This is a genomic window from Exilibacterium tricleocarpae (assembly GCF_007004655.1).
In the GTDB taxonomy this organism is placed as follows: domain Bacteria; phylum Pseudomonadota; class Gammaproteobacteria; order Pseudomonadales; family Cellvibrionaceae; genus Exilibacterium; species Exilibacterium tricleocarpae.
Window position 1 is genome coordinate 211922 of the sequence record NZ_ML660087.1, and the last position, 17297, is coordinate 229218.

The window sequence follows — 17297 nt, forward strand, 5'->3', positions numbered from 1 at the left end:
TTTGAGGTAATCTGTATCCTCATTATGAGGTGTTGTGTTGGGATGACGCCTACTTTTTATAAAAACCTGTCTCTTATTCGTATGTAAAAACACGTTCCTTATTTATATGCCAACCTGCATCTGGAAAACGCTTTTGATATTTTACATTAAAATAAAGAGCGCATACCGTTTTTTTTCAATGTTTTATACATATACGTGATGCTGAAACCTATTTTTTATAATTTAAAAAATTTCTTCCTCGGTTTTACAGCCGAGTTAGGCGTTGGCTAACGCAGAAAGACTTTTCGATTTGCCGCGATTGCTGCTGGTTAGGTGGTGTTACCCAGCGCAGGAGTAAGTTAACTTAAGCAACAGAGATATTGAATTAGATATGAAGTTTGAAAGTGCTGAAGCAAATGGCAGCCGACGGGATCATGGCTTGCTGCCGTGCTGATCAAGATAGTAGCAGACGAGCAGTACGGTACCGGCCGCAATTACCGGGAGTGACGCGCCAACGAGGACAATCGGTGCCGCCCACGCATTGAAAAAGACCACTGACGCCAAACCTGTGACCAGAACCAGCACCCCGCCCACCAGTTCCCAGCGAAAGGCTACATAGACAACGATGGCCAGGCCCAGCCATGGCAGGGTATTGGGGAGGTTTGCCAGTAGTCCACGGAGACCGTTTCCCGCACCGGACAACACTGCAAAGCCGAACCAGGACAGGGCGACAACGGCCAAGGTTATTCGCGCAGAGTAGCGCAGCAGTTTGATTAATCGGGTGTTGTTCACTGTGAGTGCCGTCCTGCAAGCTGTGAGGTCAAAAATACCAGTGGCTCAATACGCCTTGGGAATTATGGCGTTCGAGGTTTAAATTTGTTGTGACCCACATCAATTGCAGCATGCTCCTCTTTTTTTAAAAGAAATCAATGAGTTGGCGAGCTTGCTGGACCTCGCGCCCGCCGTAGTTCTGTCAGGCTGGCTGGTGAACCGCACCAGATTGGCGTGCAAATAGAGTCCAAAGCCTGGATATCCCAAGCTGAAAGTCCTTGTCGACACGTGTCAATACCGTAGTAAAACCAACTGTTTAAGGTGAGTCACTTTACTCAACACCACCCTCCGATGACGGTCTTAAGTGGATATCATTGGCTTAATAGGCGATTTGAATGTCGTTATATCGCTAAAAATCTGAATACTGACCTGCGTCAAGGTAAAAAGCGCTTTACCCTCCATAGTTATGTTGCTGTTTCGTCAACGCCGCTTGGGGGATAAATGGCAAGTGCCCAAAATGCTGTCGACAGTCAGTTACTTCGCGAACTCAGCCTCTTCGAGGGCCTTGACCGCCTGCGGCTGGAAAAAGTCGCCGCTCTCTTCACGCTCGTGGATATTCCCGTCGATACAGAACTCCTGCGTGAAGGTGGACAGGCGGATTACTTCTATGTACTGCTGGAGGGGCGCGTAGCATTGTCCGTCTCGATTCCGGGACGAGCCCACTATGAAACCACTGTATCAACGCTTTCTAAGGGTCAGTTGGTGGGTTGGTCTGCACTCTTGCCGGACGGTGTTTGGCAGGCTTCAGCACACACGTTAAAACCCTGTCGCCTGCTACGCGTGACGGCGACAGCGGTGCGTGATTTGTGTGAGGCGGATCACGAGATCGGTTATCGCATCATGAAAAACGCGCTGGCTGCCGTTGGCCAGCGGCTTGCGGGCAGCCGCTTGCAGTTTCTGGATATATTCGGGAGCAGGGATGACTGAGTTAAAGGCCGACAGGCTCAAGTCCATGCCGCGCTCCGGCCTGGAAAAACTGCTTTCGCTGTTAACCAAAAAGGGCTTTCGGTTACTCGGGCCGACTGTCAGCAACGGTGCTATCGTCATTGGCGATATAGCCACTACGGCGGATTTGCCTGTGGGCTGGACGGACAGACAGGCACCGGGCAGCTATCGTTTGCAAAAAACGGGGGATAACCGCGCTTTCGATTTTGTTGTGGGGCCGCACGCCTGGAAACAGTATCTGTTTCCGGCCAGGGAAACCTTGCATCGAGCCACTTTTGACAAAGCGGCCGGGCTGTGGCGTCAATCCGACGACAATGCCGTCGCCACCGCGTTTATCGGCGCGCGCGCCTGCGATCTGGCCGCTATGGCTATTCAGGACCGTGTTTTTATCGGCGGTGAATATATCGATCGCGGTTATCACAACAGACGGCAAGCCAGCTTTATCGTTGCGGTTAATTGCCTGCGGGCCGGCGACCTCTGCTTCTGTGATTCCATGGGTACGGGTCCGGAGGTGAAATCGGGCTTCGATATTTGCCTGACGGAATTTGACGATACGTTTTTGGTACAGGCGGGCAGCCGGCGCGGTGAGAAGGTTGTCGCCCAACTACCGATTGAACCTGCAACTGAGAACCAATGTGATGACATGATGGCCGGCCTGGCACAATGCCGGCAACAAATGGGTCGGCACCTTGAGACCGAAAACCTGGAGGGTCTCTTATTTGCCAACCTTGAGCATCCCCAGTGGGATAACGTGGCAGAACGCTGTCTCGCCTGTGGCAACTGTACCATGGTGTGTCCAACCTGTTTTTGTTACTCCGTGGATGAGACAGCCGACCTGGGCGTTGCCCCCCCGCAGCGGGAACGCAGTTGGGACTCGTGTTTTTCCCAACAGCATTCGCAGGTCAACGGCGCCAGCTTTCAACCCGCCGTTAAGGACCGTTACCGGCAGTGGTTAACGCACAAACTGGGGGCCTGGAAATCTCAATTCGGCACCAGCGGCTGTGTCGGTTGTGGCCGTTGCATCGCCTGGTGCCCGGTCGGCATTGACCTGACCGAAGAGGTGGCGGCTATCGGCGTCGGTGCCGCACCGCCGGTGCCAATGCCCGAGCATCGGCCGATTGCCGTCAAGGGTGCTGACAGTTCTACGGCGCCTCTCTTTGCAACGACCAAAGTTTCTGTAACAGATGTGGTTGCCGAAGCACCGGAGGTCAAGACGCTGGTATTGAATATGCCGGCGGATTATCACTACCAGCCGGGGCAGTTCAATATGCTTTCCCTGCCAGGTATTGGTGAAGTGCCCATTTCCTTGTCCGGCAATAGCGAGGGGGCTGTTGAACACACCATTCGCAGTGTCGGCAATGTTACCGCGGCGCTTAGTGCGTTGAAATTCGGCGCGACGCTGGATATTCGCGGTCCCTACGGTTCAGCCTGGCCGATGGCGCAGACTCGCGATCGGCCCGTTACGGTGGTTGCCGGTGGCATTGGCCTGGCCCCGCTGCGGGGCGTGATGCGAAGCTTGGCGAATGAGGATAGAGACAACGACACTGAGTGGGTGCGCCTGATCTATGGCGCACGGCGGGCAGATGCGCTGTTGTTTACCCGGGAATTAAAACAGTGGCAGCAAAATCCGGCTTTGAGAGTGGCGGTGACTGTCGATCAGAGCACCCGCGACTGGACCGGTAATGTAGGCACCGTGATTACCTTACTGCGGCGCAAGGACATACCCGTGAATGGCCTCTACTTCGTGTGTGGCCCGGAGGTGATGATGCTGGCGGTGGTGCGGCTGCTGCGGGAGGCGCAGGTTCCTCCACAAAATATTTATCTCTCCATGGAGCGCAATATGAAATGCGCGGCCGGTCACTGCGGGCGCTGCCAGTACGGTCCCTACTTTATCTGCAAGGACGGACCGGTATTCAGCTACGACAGGCTGGCTTTTTTATTTGGCAAACAAGGGTTTTAAACCATGGTTGTTAGGAACAAAGCGGCACGACCGCGAGTGGGCGTTTTTAAGTTCGCCTCCTGCGACGGTTGCCAGTTAACGCTGCTGAATTGTGAAGATGAGCTGCTGCTGTTGGCCGGCAAAATCGATATCGTGCACTTTCCGGAAGGGGCTTCGCCGGCCCGGCCTGATGGGCCGTTCGATCTTGCCATTGTTGAGGGGTCGGTATCCACCCCCGAACAGTTGCGGGAAGTCAGGCATATTCGCAGCCGCTCCCGGGTACTGGTCACCCTGGGCGCCTGCGCCAGCAGTGGCGGCATCCAGGCTCTGCGCAACTTTGCCAATCACGATGAGTTTCGAAAAGCGGTTTATGCCAGGCCCGAATATATCGCCAGTCTGGCCACCTCCACACCGGTGTCGCACCATGTCCCGGTGGATTTTGAATTGCGCGGCTGCCCGATCGATAAGAACCAGCTGCTGGAGCTGATCAGCGCCTATTTGCGCGGCAGGTCGCCGGCGATTAAAAACGAAAGTGTTTGTTTTGAATGCAAACGCAGGGGCACGGTGTGCGTTGTGGTTGCGGATAACACGCCGTGTCTGGGACCGGTGACCCACGCCGGTTGCGGTGCTATTTGCCCGGCATTTCGGCGCGGTTGCTACGGCTGTTTTGGTCCCCGGGAAGCGGCTGCCACCGAGTCCCTGGCGGCGCATATGAAAAATATCGGCAAGTCGGAGCAGGAGATTCTGCGCTCGTTCCGGTTGTTTACGGCGGGCGCACCGGCCTTTGAAGACGAGAGCCGGCGGCATGAGTGACGGGGAAAAAGTCTACAAAGTCGATATGCTGACCCGGGTTGAGGGGGAGGGGCGTTTTTACCTGAAAGTCAGAGACGGCCAAGTGATTGAATCGCGCCTGAATATTTTTGAAGCCCCCCGCTATTTCGAGGCTTTTCTGCGCGGACGCGCGATCGAGGAAGTACCGGATATCGTGGCCAGAATCTGCGGTATCTGTCCGGTCGCGTATCAGATGAGCGCTGTGCGGGCACTGGAAAATGCCCTGGGACGTGTGCCGGCGTCACCGATTCGCGCACTGCGCCGGCTGCTCTACTGTGGCGAATGGATTGAGAGTCATGCGCTGCATATTTTTCTCCTCCACGCCCCGGACTTTCTCGGCTATGCCAGTGCCATGGCAATGGCGGCCGATCACAAGGCGGTTGTCGAGCGGGGCTTGCGTATAAAGAAAGCCGGCAATGGGTTGATTGCCTTACTGGGCGGGCGGGCGATACATCCGGTCAGTGTCCGGCTCGGTGGTTTTACCAGCGCGCCTGAGGCGCGTTTGCTGGCGGACTTGCGCCCGACTCTGCAAGAGGCGCTCAATGATGCCCTGGCGACCGTGCATTGGGCGGCAGGTTTTTCCTTCCCGGCATTCGAACAGGACTATACGTTTGTTTGTCTCGACGGCACTGACTACCCCCTGGAGTGGGGGGATCATATCTATATCAGTGGGCAGGGCAGGGTGGCAGTGGCCGATTTTCACAGCCGGATCACGGAATCCCAGGTGGCCCATTCCACTGCCCTGCAAAGTCGCCTGAAAAACGGACAGCACTATTTATGCGGTCCGATGGCCCGCCTCAACCGCCATCACCAGCGTCTGCATCCGCAGGCCTTGGATGCATTGCACAAAAGTAGTCTCACCTTGCCCGTGCGCAACCCTTATCAATCGATTGTGGTTCGTTCGCTGGAACTGGTCCATGCCCTTGCCGAAGCCCTGGATATCATCGACGCTTATCAGCGGCCGGTGCCTGCGTTTGAAGCTTACACGGCGCGCGCAGCCATCGCCGCGGGCGCTACCGAAGCGCCGCGCGGTCTGCTTTACCACCGTTATCAGATCGGTGACGACGGCCTGGTAAAAGAAGCGACAATCATCCCGCCCACCTCCCAGAACCAGGCACAGATCGAGGCGGACCTGGTGGCTGTGACGCCGCAACTGCTGGCGCTGGAAGATAAGCAGGAACATGAACAGGCGACGCACCTGTGTGAACAGTTGATTCGCTCTTACGACCCCTGTATCTCCTGCGCCACGCATTTTTTACGCCTTGATATCGACCGTGACGATACCGCTCAAGAGGTTGATCAGTGAAGATTGTCGCACTGGGTAACGCCGCCGCCGGTGATGATGGCGCGGCGCTTATCGTTGCCAAAATGATAGCTGCAAAAACGACAGCTGCAAAAACGACAGCTGCAAAAACGACAGTTGTAAAAACGACAGTTGTAAAAACGACAGTTGTAAAAACGACAGTTGTAAAAACAAAGGTGCCGAAAACGGAGACGGCGAATAAAGCCGGCGTCAGTGTGCTCGCGCAAAAAGCGCCGGCCGCCAACCCGGATATTGTTTTTGCCGGGCGACCAGGCGCTGAATTACTCGATCTGCTCGACAGCGATGGGCCGGTGATACTGCTGGACGTCGTGACAGGCGCGGGGCGGCCGGGGCAGGTGATTCGGCTGACCTTCGGCGAACTGATCAACCATGTGAGTCCCGCCAGGCAGGTGTCTTCACACGGATTCGGGCCGGCAGAAGTGCTGCAGTTGGGGCAGGCCCTCGGCCGGTGTCTGCCCGAGGGCTGTTTTATCGGTATTGAAGGTATGCAGTTTGAACCGGGAGCAGCGCTCTCGGCACCTGTCAGCCGGGCCATAGACGCATTTGCCGACCGCGTGCGGGCCGCTATTGGCGAGTTCGCCCGGGATTGAGGTGTTAACCCATGCCTCGAGGAGGGAAATATGCACGAGACCGGTATGATCCGCAGCCTGCTCGATACTGCGCTCGCCACCGCCCGCGATCGCGGCTCGCAATTGCGGGCCGTGTCGGTTCGTCTGGGTGTGTTGGCAGGCGGTTCCGCCGCCCATCTGCGGACACATTTTGAGCAGGAAATCGGCCGGCGCAAACTGGATGGCATCAGCCTGGATATTGTTGAAGATCCGGACTATCTGGGCAGTGTTGAAGTCGTCTCGGTCGACCTTGCGGAGCCGCTCGGTGATTGAATGGCGATGCGTGGAGGTCAGTGGCATTGTGCAGGGCGTGGGTTTTCGTCCGTTCGCTACACGGCTGTTCCCGCATTTGTTGATTGATCTGCGTCAATAACCGGTATTGCCGCTCTGGCCGGGCGAGGGCAAATTGGCAGACAATAGCCATAGCGAGGTTATGGCCCGCAAGGGTAACGATAAGGAGAACAGTGGCAAGCGGGTTACTGCGATGACAATTTTGACGGCAATGGGTGTGATTGGCGTGTTGACCTTCCTGCTCGCGTCACTGTTGCTGTTTGCCAGCCGAAAACTGCATGTCGAAGAAGATCCGCGGTTGGATGTGGTGGAGGCCATGCTGCCCCACAATAACTGCGGTGCCTGCGGTTACCCCAGTTGCCGCCTGTTTGCGGAAGCCCTGGTAGCGGCCGCGGTGCTACCCGGCAAGTGCACCGTCAGCTCGGAGGCTGAACGCGACAAAATCGCCACATTTTTGCACGTTGAGGCGGGGGTGGAAGTCAAACAGGTCGCACGACTTGCCTGTGCGGGTGGCGCCAATGTGGCAACAAAGGTTGCCCACTATCGCGGCGCAGCGACCTGTGGCGCTGCGGCGCAGGTCGCCGGCGGTGGCAAAGGTTGCTGGTGGGGATGTTTGGGGCTGGGTGATTGTGAGCGGGTCTGTGACTTTGACGCCATCGTCATGAACGACCACGATCTGCCGGTGGTGGATGAAGACAAGTGCACCGCCTGTGGCGACTGTATAGAGGCCTGTCCGAAAGACCTGTTTTCCCTACAGCGCGTGGACCATCACCTGTGGGTGCCCTGCAAAAACCTCGAAGAGGGGGACTGGATTCGGGGTTATTGCGAAGTGGCCTGCACTGCCTGCGGACGCTGTGCGGTGGACGCGCCGGGTCATCTTATCACCATGCAAAACAACCTGCCTGTGATCGACTATACCAAGGGCCGGGACTCTGTCGGTGACCGCGGCAGCCGCGTCGCCATCGAGCGCTGTCCCACCGGGGCTATTGTCTGGATTGACGACAGTGGTGAGATAACGAAAGGGGCGGCGAGCAAAAAGATAGTCCGCCATTCGATGCTGCCGGAAGGACCTTCTTGAGAGGAACTTCTTGAGAGGACCTTCTTGAGAGGACCTTCTTAAGACGACCTGCTTGAGAGGATCTGCTTAAGAAAACCTTCTCGATAGAACTTTCCAGTAGGACTTTCCTAAAAGGATTTTCCCGAACTGACTGCAAGAGTGGGATCGAACCAGATGAGCAGACCCAGAACCTTCAAATACCCGGGCAAACGCGCCGCTATGGACGGCAATACCGCCGTTATTATGTGCGAGCGCGAGTCCAGCGATGCCGCGGGCGCCTATCCTATCACGCCGTCGACACAGATGGGTGAAATGTGGGCCCAGGCAACAGCGCAGGGGCATATCAATATGTCCGGCAGGCCGTTGATTTTTATCGAACCGGAAGGCGAGCACGCCGCGGCGGCGGTAACGGCGGGCATGGCCATGAGCGGTTTGCGCGCTGCCAATTTTTCCTCCGGCCAGGGCATCGCCTATATGCACGAGTCACTGTATGCGGCCGTGGGCAAGCGCCTGACCTATGTATTGAATATCGGCGCCCGGGCGATGACCAAAGCCACGCTCAATGTTCACGCCGGGCACGACGATTACCACTGTGTGGATGATACGGGGTTCTTCCAGATGTTCGCCGCCAATGCGCAGCAGGCGGCGGACCTGAATATTATTGCCCACCGTATCGCGGAGCTGGCGCTGACCCCCGGTATCGTGGCGCAGGATGGTTTTTTGACAACCCACCTGATCGAGTCACTGCTGCTGCCGGAGCCGGCACTGATTGCGGAATACCTCGGGCGGCCGGACGATATTATCGATACGCCGACACCCGCACAGAAAATTATCTACGGCGACACCCGCCGGCGCATTCCCGAACTGTGGGATGTGGACAACCCGGTGATGGCGGGTGTGGTGCAAAACCAGGACGCCTATATGCAGAGCGTGGCAGCTCAGCGCCCGTTCTTTTTTGACCCTCTCAAAGAACTTACCGAGCAGGCGCTGTCCCAATTCTATGAATTGACCGGTCGCCGTTACGCCAGGGTCCAGGGTTACCGGCACGACGATGCCGATTACCTGATTGTCGGACAGGGCAGCCTGGTTCCCAACGCCGAGGCGGTGGCGGACTATCTGCGTGATTCCCGCGGCCTCAAAGTCGGTGTGGTTAATCTTTTGATGTTTCGACCCTTCCCTGCCGACCTGTTAAGTCTGATGCTGAAAGGTAAAAAGGGCGTTGTGGTGCTGGAGCGGCTCGACCAGCCGCTGGCGGTCGATCTGCCCCTGATGCGGGAGATTCGCGCGGCCGTCAGCCAGTGCATAGAGAATGGTAAGGGTGACAAGGCCGCGCCTCACCCCGAATTGGCGCACTATAAAAAAATGACCGATATCCCGGACCTCTATTCCGGGTCTTTCGGCTTAGGTAGTCGCGATCTGCAACCCGAAGGACTGATTGCGGCGGTAGAAAATATGTTGCCCGCCGGCAGACAAAAAAAGCATGTGTACCTCTCTATTGATTTCCTGCACGAACAGGCGTCGACGCCCAAACAAGATGTCTATCAGCAAACCCTTGCCGATGCCTACCCCGAGCTGCGCGAACTCGCTATTCGCGGCAGTGAAAATCCGAACCTGATGCCGGCGCAGAGCATCACCGTTCGCTTCCACTCGGTCGGTGGCTGGGGGGCCATTACCACCGGCAAAAACCTGGCCATGACCCTGTTTGAACTGCTGGGGTACCATATCAAGGCCAATCCGAAATACGGCTCAGAAAAAAAGGGGCAGCCGACCACTTACTACCTGTCCGCGGCGCCCGAACCGATTCGGGTCAACAGTGAGTATTTCTATGTGGATGTGGTCCTGTCACCGGACCCCAATGTTTTTCACCACACCAACGCCCTGGCTGGTCTGAGGGAGGGCGGGATTTTTATTATCCAAAGTGACAAGCCGTCGCCGCAGCGGGTGTGGGCGGCGATACCCGAGCACTATCAGCAGATGATTGTCGACAAACACATCCGGCTTTTTTACCTGGATGCCTTCAAGATTGCCCGCGAGGAAGCGACAGACCCCGATCTGCAGTTGCGCATGCAGGGCACGGCTTTTCAAGGCGCGTTTTTTGCGGCAGCGCCGGTGATGTCACAGAGCGGTTTTACCGAGGAAAAGTTACTGGCCGCCATTCGAGCGCAATTGCAACATAAATTCGGTGATAAAGGCGCCCGTGTCGTCGAGGAAAATGTGCGCGTGGTGCAGCGTGGTTTTGACGAGCTGCAGGAAATCCTCGACCAGCCGATTGGCGTGCAGGCGCTGAGCCTGGTGGAGCGCCACAGCGAACCGAGCCTGCCTATCATGGTTAAAAAACTGCCCCAAAGCGGCGCGGCGGCTACCGATATCCATCGGTTTTGGGAACAGACGGGCAGTTTCTACGCCCGCGGCCAGGGCAGCGACAACCTTGCCGATCCCTTTATCGGCCTGGGTGTGATGCCGGCGGCCTCGGCTTTGTTCCGCGATATGACGGGTATTCGATTCGAGCACCCGCAGTTTATCGGCGAAAACTGTACCGGGTGCGGCGACTGCTACACCGTTTGCCCGGACACTGCGATACCCGGGCTGGTCAATGAGGTGTCACAGGTGTTGGATACCGTGGTGACGCGAGTGAAGAAAAACGGGCATCCCCTCAAGTATTTGCCCCGTGCCGTACGTGCGCTGGAACCTGTGTTTCGCGAGCGGCTCAATCAGGCTGAAGAGGCCGACAGCGTCGGCCCGATGTTACACGAGGCGATTGAAAAAACCGTCGGCGACTACCGCCTGGCGGACGGCACCGCACTTGCCGATGCGCAAAAAGCTGAACTCAAGCAGGAATTTAACCTTTTCGAAGAGGCGCTTGATGGGTTTCAGTTTGCATTGACCCGCCCCTATTACACGCTGCATGAAAGACAACAGGTCGGCACCGGTGGACTGCTGAGTATTACCGTCAACCCCTATACCTGCAAAGGTTGCATGGAGTGTGTGGCCGTGTGTGGCGACGATGCCTTGCGGCCGGTGACACAAACCGACGAATCGGTAAAACAGTTAAAAGAGAACTGGGCGTTCTGGCTGGACCTGCCCAACACCCCGGATAACTATATTCGCGTCGATAATCTCGAGGAGGGTATTGGGGCGCTGGAGACTATCCTGCTGGATAAGGAGTCCTACCTGGGGTTGACCAGCGGCGATGGGGCTTGCCTCGGGTGTTCGGAAAAAACCGCCCTGCACCTTTTCATCGCCACGGTGGAATCCCTGATGCGGCCGCGAGTTGCCAGGCACCTGGCGTATCTTGACGAACTGCTGCAAAAACTTGAACAACACATCCAGTTAAAACTGGTGCAGGCTGTCAATATTGATGATACCGAGTCGATGGCCAAGGTTTTGAAGGCCAGGGTATCGAACGGTAAAAGTGAAGATGACCTGACACTGGCGGATATCGCCGCGCAGATGGAAGACCTGACCGGCAGTCAACCCATCGACCCGGCCTGGCTGGAAAAAATGACACAACTGGTCGCCAAGCTCAAGGACCTGAAGTGGCGCTATACCGAAGGCACCAGTGGCAAGGGGCGCGCTAATATGGGTATCCTCAACGCCACCGGCTGCAGCTCGGTATGGGGCAGCACCTATCCATTCAATCCCTACCCGTTTCCCTGGGCCAACCACCTGTTTCAGGATTCTGCCTCCCTGGCCATGGGTGTGTTCGAAGGACATATGGCGAAGATGGCCGAGGGATTCAAAGCGATTCGTTGCGCGGAACTGGAAGTTGCCGGCAACTACAACCCCGCTGAGCACGATGAATTTTTCACCTATTTTGATTGGCAGGCCTTCAGTGACGAGGAGTTCCAATTGTGCCCGCCGGTGGTGGCGGTTGGCGGCGATGGCGCCATGTATGATATCGGCTTTCAGAATCTCTCCCGCGCCATGATGTCGGGCAAACCCCTCAAAGTCGTGATCCTGGATACCCAGGCATACTCCAATACCGGCGGTCAGGCTTGTACCTCGGGCTTTTTCAGCCAGATATCGGATATGGCCGAATTCGGCAAGGTGATCAAAGGGAAGCAGGAGGCGCGCAAAGAGATCGGGCTGATCGCCATGGCCCATCGCACCACCTATGTTATGCAGAGCACTATCGCCAACGCCAACCATATGATCGAAGGGTTCATTGAGGGACTGATGACCCGGCGACCGGCGTTATTCAATCTGTATACCTCCTGCCAGCCGGAACACGGTATTGGCGATGATATGGGGCACCGCCAGGCCAAGCTGGCGGTCGAATCGCGGGCCTATCCGCTGTTCCGTTACAACCCCGACAACGGCAAGACCCCGGCGGAGTGCTTCGACCTGGAGCGCAACCCCGCCATTGACGATCTCTGGCCGCGTTATTCCCTCAAGTACCTGGAGGGCGGGCGGGAGAAAACCCTCGACGTCCCGATGACGTTTGCGGATTTTGCCATGACCGAGGCGCGTTTCCGCAAACACTTTCGCACCGCGCCGCCGGATACCTGGCATGAAAACATGGTGCCGCTGGCCGATTTTCTCGAACTGCCGGAAGCCGACCGGGAAGGGCAGTATCCGTTTATCTGGACCGTCGACAGGGAGCAGCGTTTGAGCCGCCTGTTGGTCGCCAAGGCGATGGTGGAATCCTGCGAAGACCGGCGCGACTTCTGGATTTTACTGAAAGCGGTCGCCGGCGTGGCGCGCAAACAGACACCGCCCGCTGCAGACCTGGAGGATAAGATTCGCCGGCAGGTGGTCAGTAAACTCACAGACGGCCTGCTCAAACTGGCGGGCGCGGAAGCCGCGCCGGCAACAGCGGGGGCCGCCGTGGCCGCTGCTGCCGGCCCGGCGATCGACACAGTGCCGGCGGTGTCTGTCGACGCCGATACGGCAACCTATATGGCGCCCTGGATCGATACCGAGGAGTGCACCGCCTGCGATGAGTGCACTAATCTGAACCCCGGTATTTTTGCTTACAACGACGCCAAGAAAGCCTATATCAAAAATCCATTGGCCGGCCCTTATAAAGACCTGGTCAAGGCGGCGGAAAAATGCACGGCCCGGATTATCCATCCGGGCTTGCCCGGCGACCGTTCGGCGAAAGATATCGACAAGTGGATTAAGCGCGGGGAAAAATTCAATTGACTGCGCAATGGTTTCGTCAAATGGCCGGACATTTTGTCCACCGGGACCCGAGCTTCGCCCACGGGGTGCATCCACCCATGTCGAAAGAGCAAACTCGTGGACTCGCGATTCGCCAGTTCCCTTTTGCCCCGGTGATGAATATTCCACTGGCGCAGCATATTGGCGAGGCTGCTGTGCCGGTGGTGCGGGAGGGACAGGAAGTGGAGCGCGGCCAGTTGCTGGCCGAGCCCGGCGGTTTCGTTTCCGTCGCCATGCACGCCCCAGCCTCGGGGCTGATCCAGCGGATTGGGTTAATGCCCAGCATCGCCGGGAAAATGGTAACCGGGATTTATTTGAAACCCTTCCCCGGCTCCACCCAGGAAGTCAGTTCCGGTACGCCCTGTGATCTCGATAGTGCCACTGCCGACGAAATTATCACAGCCATCCAGCGCGCCGGTATCGTCGGTCTCGGTGGTGCGGCCTTCCCCACCCATGTCAAACTAAAAGTCCCCGCCGGGCATAGCGTCGACACCCTTATTCTCAATGGTGTCGAGTGCGAACCTTACTTGACCACCGATTATCGCGTGATGCTGGAACAGCGACACGATATCTTTACCGGCATCGGCTACCTGCTTAAGGCCACAGGTGCCCGGCGTGCCATTATTGGCATAGAGGCCAATAAACAGGATGCCGCCACGGCTCTGCGCGCGGCTTTGCCCCGCGGTCATCACGTTTCGGTTGAGTTGCTCGAAGTCAAGTATCCACAGGGTGCTGAAAAACTGTTGATAAAGGCTTTACTGAACCGGGACGTGCCCTCCGGCGGACTGCCGGCGGATGTGCAGGCGGTGGTGGTCAATGTGGCTACCGCCGCCGAGGTCGGTCGCCTGTTGCCCCTTGGCCGCGGTATCCAGGAGCGGGTCATCACTATCGCCGGCCCGGCAATCAAAAAGCCGGGAAATTATCGCATTCCGGTTGGCACGCCGCTGCGGTTTGCCCTGGACTATGTCGGTGTCGAGAAGGACTTAAGCCAGGTTTTCCTGGGCGGACCCATGATGGGAGCCGCCCTGCCCAGCCTGGATATTCCCATCACCAAAGGCACCTCTGGATTCGTGGCATTCACCGAGCGCGAAACCGGTGGCAGACGTCGAGAATCCCCCTGTATTCGCTGCGCCTACTGTGTCGATGCCTGCCCGTTGTTTCTCAACCCCTCGCAGCTCGGTCTGCTCGCCAGGAACGAACAGTACGAAACCATGGTCGAAAAGTTTCATCTTATGGACTGTTTCGAGTGTGGTGCCTGTTCTTATGTGTGCCCTTCCCATATCCCGCTGGTGCAGTACTTTCGCGCCGCCAAGGTGATGGCAAAAAAACGGCGGGGCAAGCCATGAACGATCTGCGCAAGACGCTGGAAATCTCAACCTCGCCCCATATCGCCAGCGGGCGCAGTGTTGAAGATATTATGCGCAATGTGGTGTGGGCGCTGCTGCCGGCAACGGCGTTTGCGATCTATGCCTTCGGTATCGGTGCTTTGTTGACGCTGTCAGTGGCGACATTGACCTGTGTGGCGACCGAACACCTGCTCTGTCGCGGCGGTGGCCGGCGTTCAACCGTGGGGGACTGGTCGGCGGTGGTTACCGGGCTGCTTTATGGCTTGACCCTGCCGCCCGGGCTGCCGTTATGGATGGTGGTGGGCGGCGGCGTAGTCGCGCTGGCTTTGGGAAAGTACCTGTTCGGTGGGCTCGGCTACAATGCATTCAACCCCGCTTTGGTAGGGCGCGCCTTTTTACAGGCGGCGTTTCCCGCGGCGATGACGACCTGGACGCCGGCGCTGGCGCCGGAGCGCTTCCAGGTTTTGCCGTCGTCCACGCTGACGCTACCGTTTATGACACCCGATTACTCGCTTACCGCGGCCGATGGTGTTACCGGCGCGACGCCGCTGGCGCTGATGAAATTCGACCAGCAACCGACCGGCACTTACGACCTGGCTTTCGGGTTTACCGGCGGTTCCATGGGCGAGACCTGTGGTGTGTTGATTCTGTTGGGCGGCATCTGGCTGGTCGCGCGCAAGATGATGAACTGGAGAATTCCGGCCGCGATTTTTGGCACCGTGATTATTCTCAGCGCGCTGTTCAACGGGCTGGACCCGGCGCGCTATCCCGGGCCCTGGTTTACGCTGTTTTCCGGCGGCCTGATGCTCGGCGCGGTATTTATGGCCACCGATATGGTGGCCTCGCCAATGACCTCTCTGGGGGTGGTGATCTACGGTATCGTTATTGGTGCCCTGATTATCGTTATCCGTTTCTGGGGCGGTATGCCCGAGGGTGTTATGTATGCGATCTTGCTGGGCAACGCCCTGTCGCCCCATATTGACGCGCTGACCCAGCCGCGTGTGTTTGGCTATAAAAGCGGCCTGAAAAGCGAGAGATACCATGAAGATTATCGCCAGTGACAAACAGCCCGCCTGGATCGTCTACCGCGCCCTGGTCGGCGTGGGCTTGGTCTGTGCGCTGATGATTGTGTCGGTTTTTTTGCTGACGCTGTCGGCTATTGAGAAAAACCGGTCCGAAGCGTTGGCGCAGGCGATTTTTACCGTGCTGCCCGGCGCCAATACCAAGCTGGCCTTTGCGCTAACTGGCGGGGAACACTTTGTTGTTGCCGATGCGAACACAGATGCGTCCGACGCTGAGGCGGTGATCCACGCCGGGTACGGCGCGCACGGGCAGTTAATCGGCGTGGCGATAGAGGCGCAGGGGATGGGGTACCAGGATACGATTCGAATACTCTATGGTTATATACCGGATCGGCAGGTTATCGCCGGCATGCAGGTGCTGGAAAGTAAGGAGACGCCGGGACTGGGCAGTAAAATCGAAACGGATAAAAGCTTCCTTAAAAATTTTTCACAACTCGATGTCAGCCTGACGGCAGAGGGCAGTGCGATAAAGAACGCGATCGTAGCGGTCAAACCGGGACAAAAAACCGAGCCCTGGGAGATCGACGGTATTACCGGCGCTACCATTTCATCCAAGGCTGTCGCCGGCATACTCAGGGCCAGCACACGGCGATGGATTCCGCTCGTGCAGCGCCACCTCCAGGTATTTCATGCAGCCGGAGAAGCCCATAGTGATTCGTAAAGAGGTTGTCAGGCGCGGCAGCGCCGATGAGTTTCTCAAGGGACTGTGGCGGGAGAATCCGGTGTTCGTTCAGGTTCTGGGCATGTGTCCGGTGCTGGCGGTCACCAACTCGGCGATTAACGCCCTGACCATGGGGCTGGCCACCGCCTTTGTCTTGCTGCTGTCGAATCTGCTGGTCTCCTGCCTGCGTCACTATATTCCCCCACAGGTGCGCATCGCCACTTTTATACTGATCATTGCCACTTTTGTGACAGTGGTTGACTACCTGATTCAGGCCATCAGTCTTGAGATCCATAAAAGTCTCGGCGCGTTTATCTCGTTGATCGTCGTCAACTGCCTGATTTTGGGGCGCGCCGAAGCCTTTGCCTCCAGGAACAGTATCGGCAGGTCGTTGCTGGATGCTCTGGGTATGGGGGCGGGTTTTACCTTTGCGTTGCTCTGCATGGGAGGCGTTCGGGAAATACTGGGCGGCGGGACATTGTTCGGGGTCGCGCTGTTTGCCGATAACTATCAACCCTGGGTGGTGATGATTTTACCCAGCGGCGGCTTTTTTACCCTGGGTGCCTGGCTGCTGTTGTTCAACCGCATCAAGCAGCGTCAACAGCGAAAACAGCCACGGTTGCAAGCGAGATTGCAGGAGATGGGCAGTGAACAGTGATTCTCTATGGGAAGTTTTTATCAACGCCTGCCTGATCAACAATTTCGTGCTGGCGTATTTTCTCGGGATCTGTCCGTTCCTGGGCGTTTCGGCGAAACTGGAGACGGCTTCACGCATGGGGGTGGCCGTCTGCGTTGTGATGCTGGTCAGCTCCATCTGCGCCTATTTTATTCATCGGGTCCTGCAAGCACTCAACGCACCTTATCTACAGTTGATCGCTTTTATCGTCGTTATCGCCTCGACGGTGCAGTTGGTGGAGATGTTTATCAAGAAGGCCAGTCCGACATTGTTTCGCGCACTGGGCATTTTTCTGCCACTGATTACCAGTAACTGCGCGATTCTGGGAGTGGCACTGTTTCAGACAAACAAAGGTTACGATTTTATTCAGTCGATCGTCTATGCCTTCGGGGCGGGGCTCGGGTTTATGCTGGCATTGATACTGATGGCCGGCGTCCGGGAGAAGCTGGCCTTGGCCCGGTTACCGGATACCGTCGAGGGGACGGCCATCAGTTTGATGATCGCCGGTGTTCTCTCGCTCTCTTTTATGGGATTTGCAGGTTTGGGCTAAAACAACAGGAGGAC

At 57.1% G+C, this 17297-nt stretch carries 14 protein-coding genes; 13 read left to right on the forward strand and 1 reads right to left on the reverse strand.

What is annotated here, in order from left to right:
* Positions 1-411: 411 nt before the first annotated feature.
* Positions 412-771: a DUF7670 domain-containing protein gene (locus FKG94_RS00850; RefSeq protein WP_142902289.1), complete on the reverse strand. Its 360-nt coding sequence runs from the start codon at positions 769-771 to the stop codon at positions 412-414.
* Between the two features lie 480 nt (positions 772-1251).
* Here FKG94_RS00850 and FKG94_RS00855 point away from each other — a divergent pair, with 480 nt between their 5' ends.
* The 13 genes from FKG94_RS00855 to FKG94_RS00915 all read left to right on the forward strand — a co-directional run bounded on the left by FKG94_RS00855 (position 1252) and on the right by FKG94_RS00915 (position 17283).
* Entirely contained in the window at positions 1252-1737 is a 486-nt protein-coding gene (locus FKG94_RS00855; RefSeq protein ID WP_142902290.1) for a cyclic nucleotide-binding domain-containing protein, read from the forward strand.
* Positions 1730-3715 carry a 4Fe-4S dicluster domain-containing protein gene (locus FKG94_RS00860; RefSeq protein WP_142902291.1) on the forward strand — a complete coding sequence of 662 codons (1986 nt, stop codon included), beginning with the start codon at positions 1730-1732 and terminating at the stop codon, positions 3713-3715. Before FKG94_RS00855 ends, FKG94_RS00860 begins: the two co-directional genes overlap by 8 nt.
* 3 nt (positions 3716-3718) lie before the next feature.
* Positions 3719-4507: an NADH-quinone oxidoreductase subunit B family protein gene (locus tag FKG94_RS00865; RefSeq protein ID WP_142902292.1), complete on the forward strand. Its 789-nt coding sequence runs from the start codon at positions 3719-3721 to the stop codon at positions 4505-4507.
* Complete coding sequence (locus FKG94_RS00870) at positions 4500-5831, forward strand: Ni/Fe hydrogenase subunit alpha (protein ID WP_142902293.1); 1332 nt, start codon at positions 4500-4502, stop codon at positions 5829-5831. The genes FKG94_RS00865 and FKG94_RS00870 overlap by 8 nt, the downstream gene beginning before the upstream one ends.
* Positions 5828-6439 (forward strand): hydrogenase maturation protease, encoded by a 612-nt coding sequence (locus FKG94_RS28625; RefSeq protein WP_179957421.1) that lies wholly within the window; start codon positions 5828-5830, stop codon positions 6437-6439. The genes FKG94_RS00870 and FKG94_RS28625 overlap by 4 nt, the downstream gene beginning before the upstream one ends.
* Before the next feature lie 30 nt (positions 6440-6469).
* Positions 6470-6730 (forward strand): hydrogenase maturation nickel metallochaperone HypA, encoded by a 261-nt coding sequence (locus FKG94_RS00880; protein WP_142902294.1) that lies wholly within the window; start codon positions 6470-6472, stop codon positions 6728-6730.
* Positions 6731-6863: 133 nt separating this feature from the next.
* Positions 6864-7826, forward strand: coding sequence for an RnfABCDGE type electron transport complex subunit B (locus tag FKG94_RS00885; RefSeq protein ID WP_218943381.1), 963 nt, complete (start codon positions 6864-6866; stop codon positions 7824-7826).
* Between the two features lie 153 nt (positions 7827-7979).
* Positions 7980-12950, forward strand: a complete 4971-nt coding sequence (locus FKG94_RS00890; RefSeq protein ID WP_218943382.1) for a 2-oxoacid:acceptor oxidoreductase family protein — start codon at positions 7980-7982, stop codon at positions 12948-12950.
* Positions 12947-14314, forward strand: a complete 1368-nt coding sequence (rsxC, locus tag FKG94_RS00895; RefSeq protein WP_218943383.1) for an electron transport complex subunit RsxC — start codon at positions 12947-12949, stop codon at positions 14312-14314. The genes FKG94_RS00890 and rsxC overlap by 4 nt, the downstream gene beginning before the upstream one ends.
* Positions 14311-15375, forward strand: coding sequence for an RnfABCDGE type electron transport complex subunit D (locus tag FKG94_RS00900; RefSeq protein WP_142902295.1), 1065 nt, complete (start codon positions 14311-14313; stop codon positions 15373-15375). The genes rsxC and FKG94_RS00900 overlap by 4 nt, the downstream gene beginning before the upstream one ends.
* Entirely contained in the window at positions 15356-16057 is a 702-nt protein-coding gene (locus FKG94_RS00905; RefSeq protein WP_142902296.1) for an RnfABCDGE type electron transport complex subunit G, read from the forward strand. Before FKG94_RS00900 ends, FKG94_RS00905 begins: the two co-directional genes overlap by 20 nt.
* A complete protein-coding gene (gene rsxE / locus FKG94_RS00910; protein ID WP_218943384.1) occupies positions 16047-16715 on the forward strand; it encodes an electron transport complex subunit RsxE in 669 nt (222 codons plus the stop codon). Before FKG94_RS00905 ends, rsxE begins: the two co-directional genes overlap by 11 nt.
* A complete protein-coding gene (locus FKG94_RS00915) occupies positions 16705-17283 on the forward strand; it encodes an electron transport complex protein RnfA (protein ID WP_142902298.1) in 579 nt (192 codons plus the stop codon). Before rsxE ends, FKG94_RS00915 begins: the two co-directional genes overlap by 11 nt.
* The last annotated feature ends 14 nt before the right edge of the window (positions 17284-17297 follow it).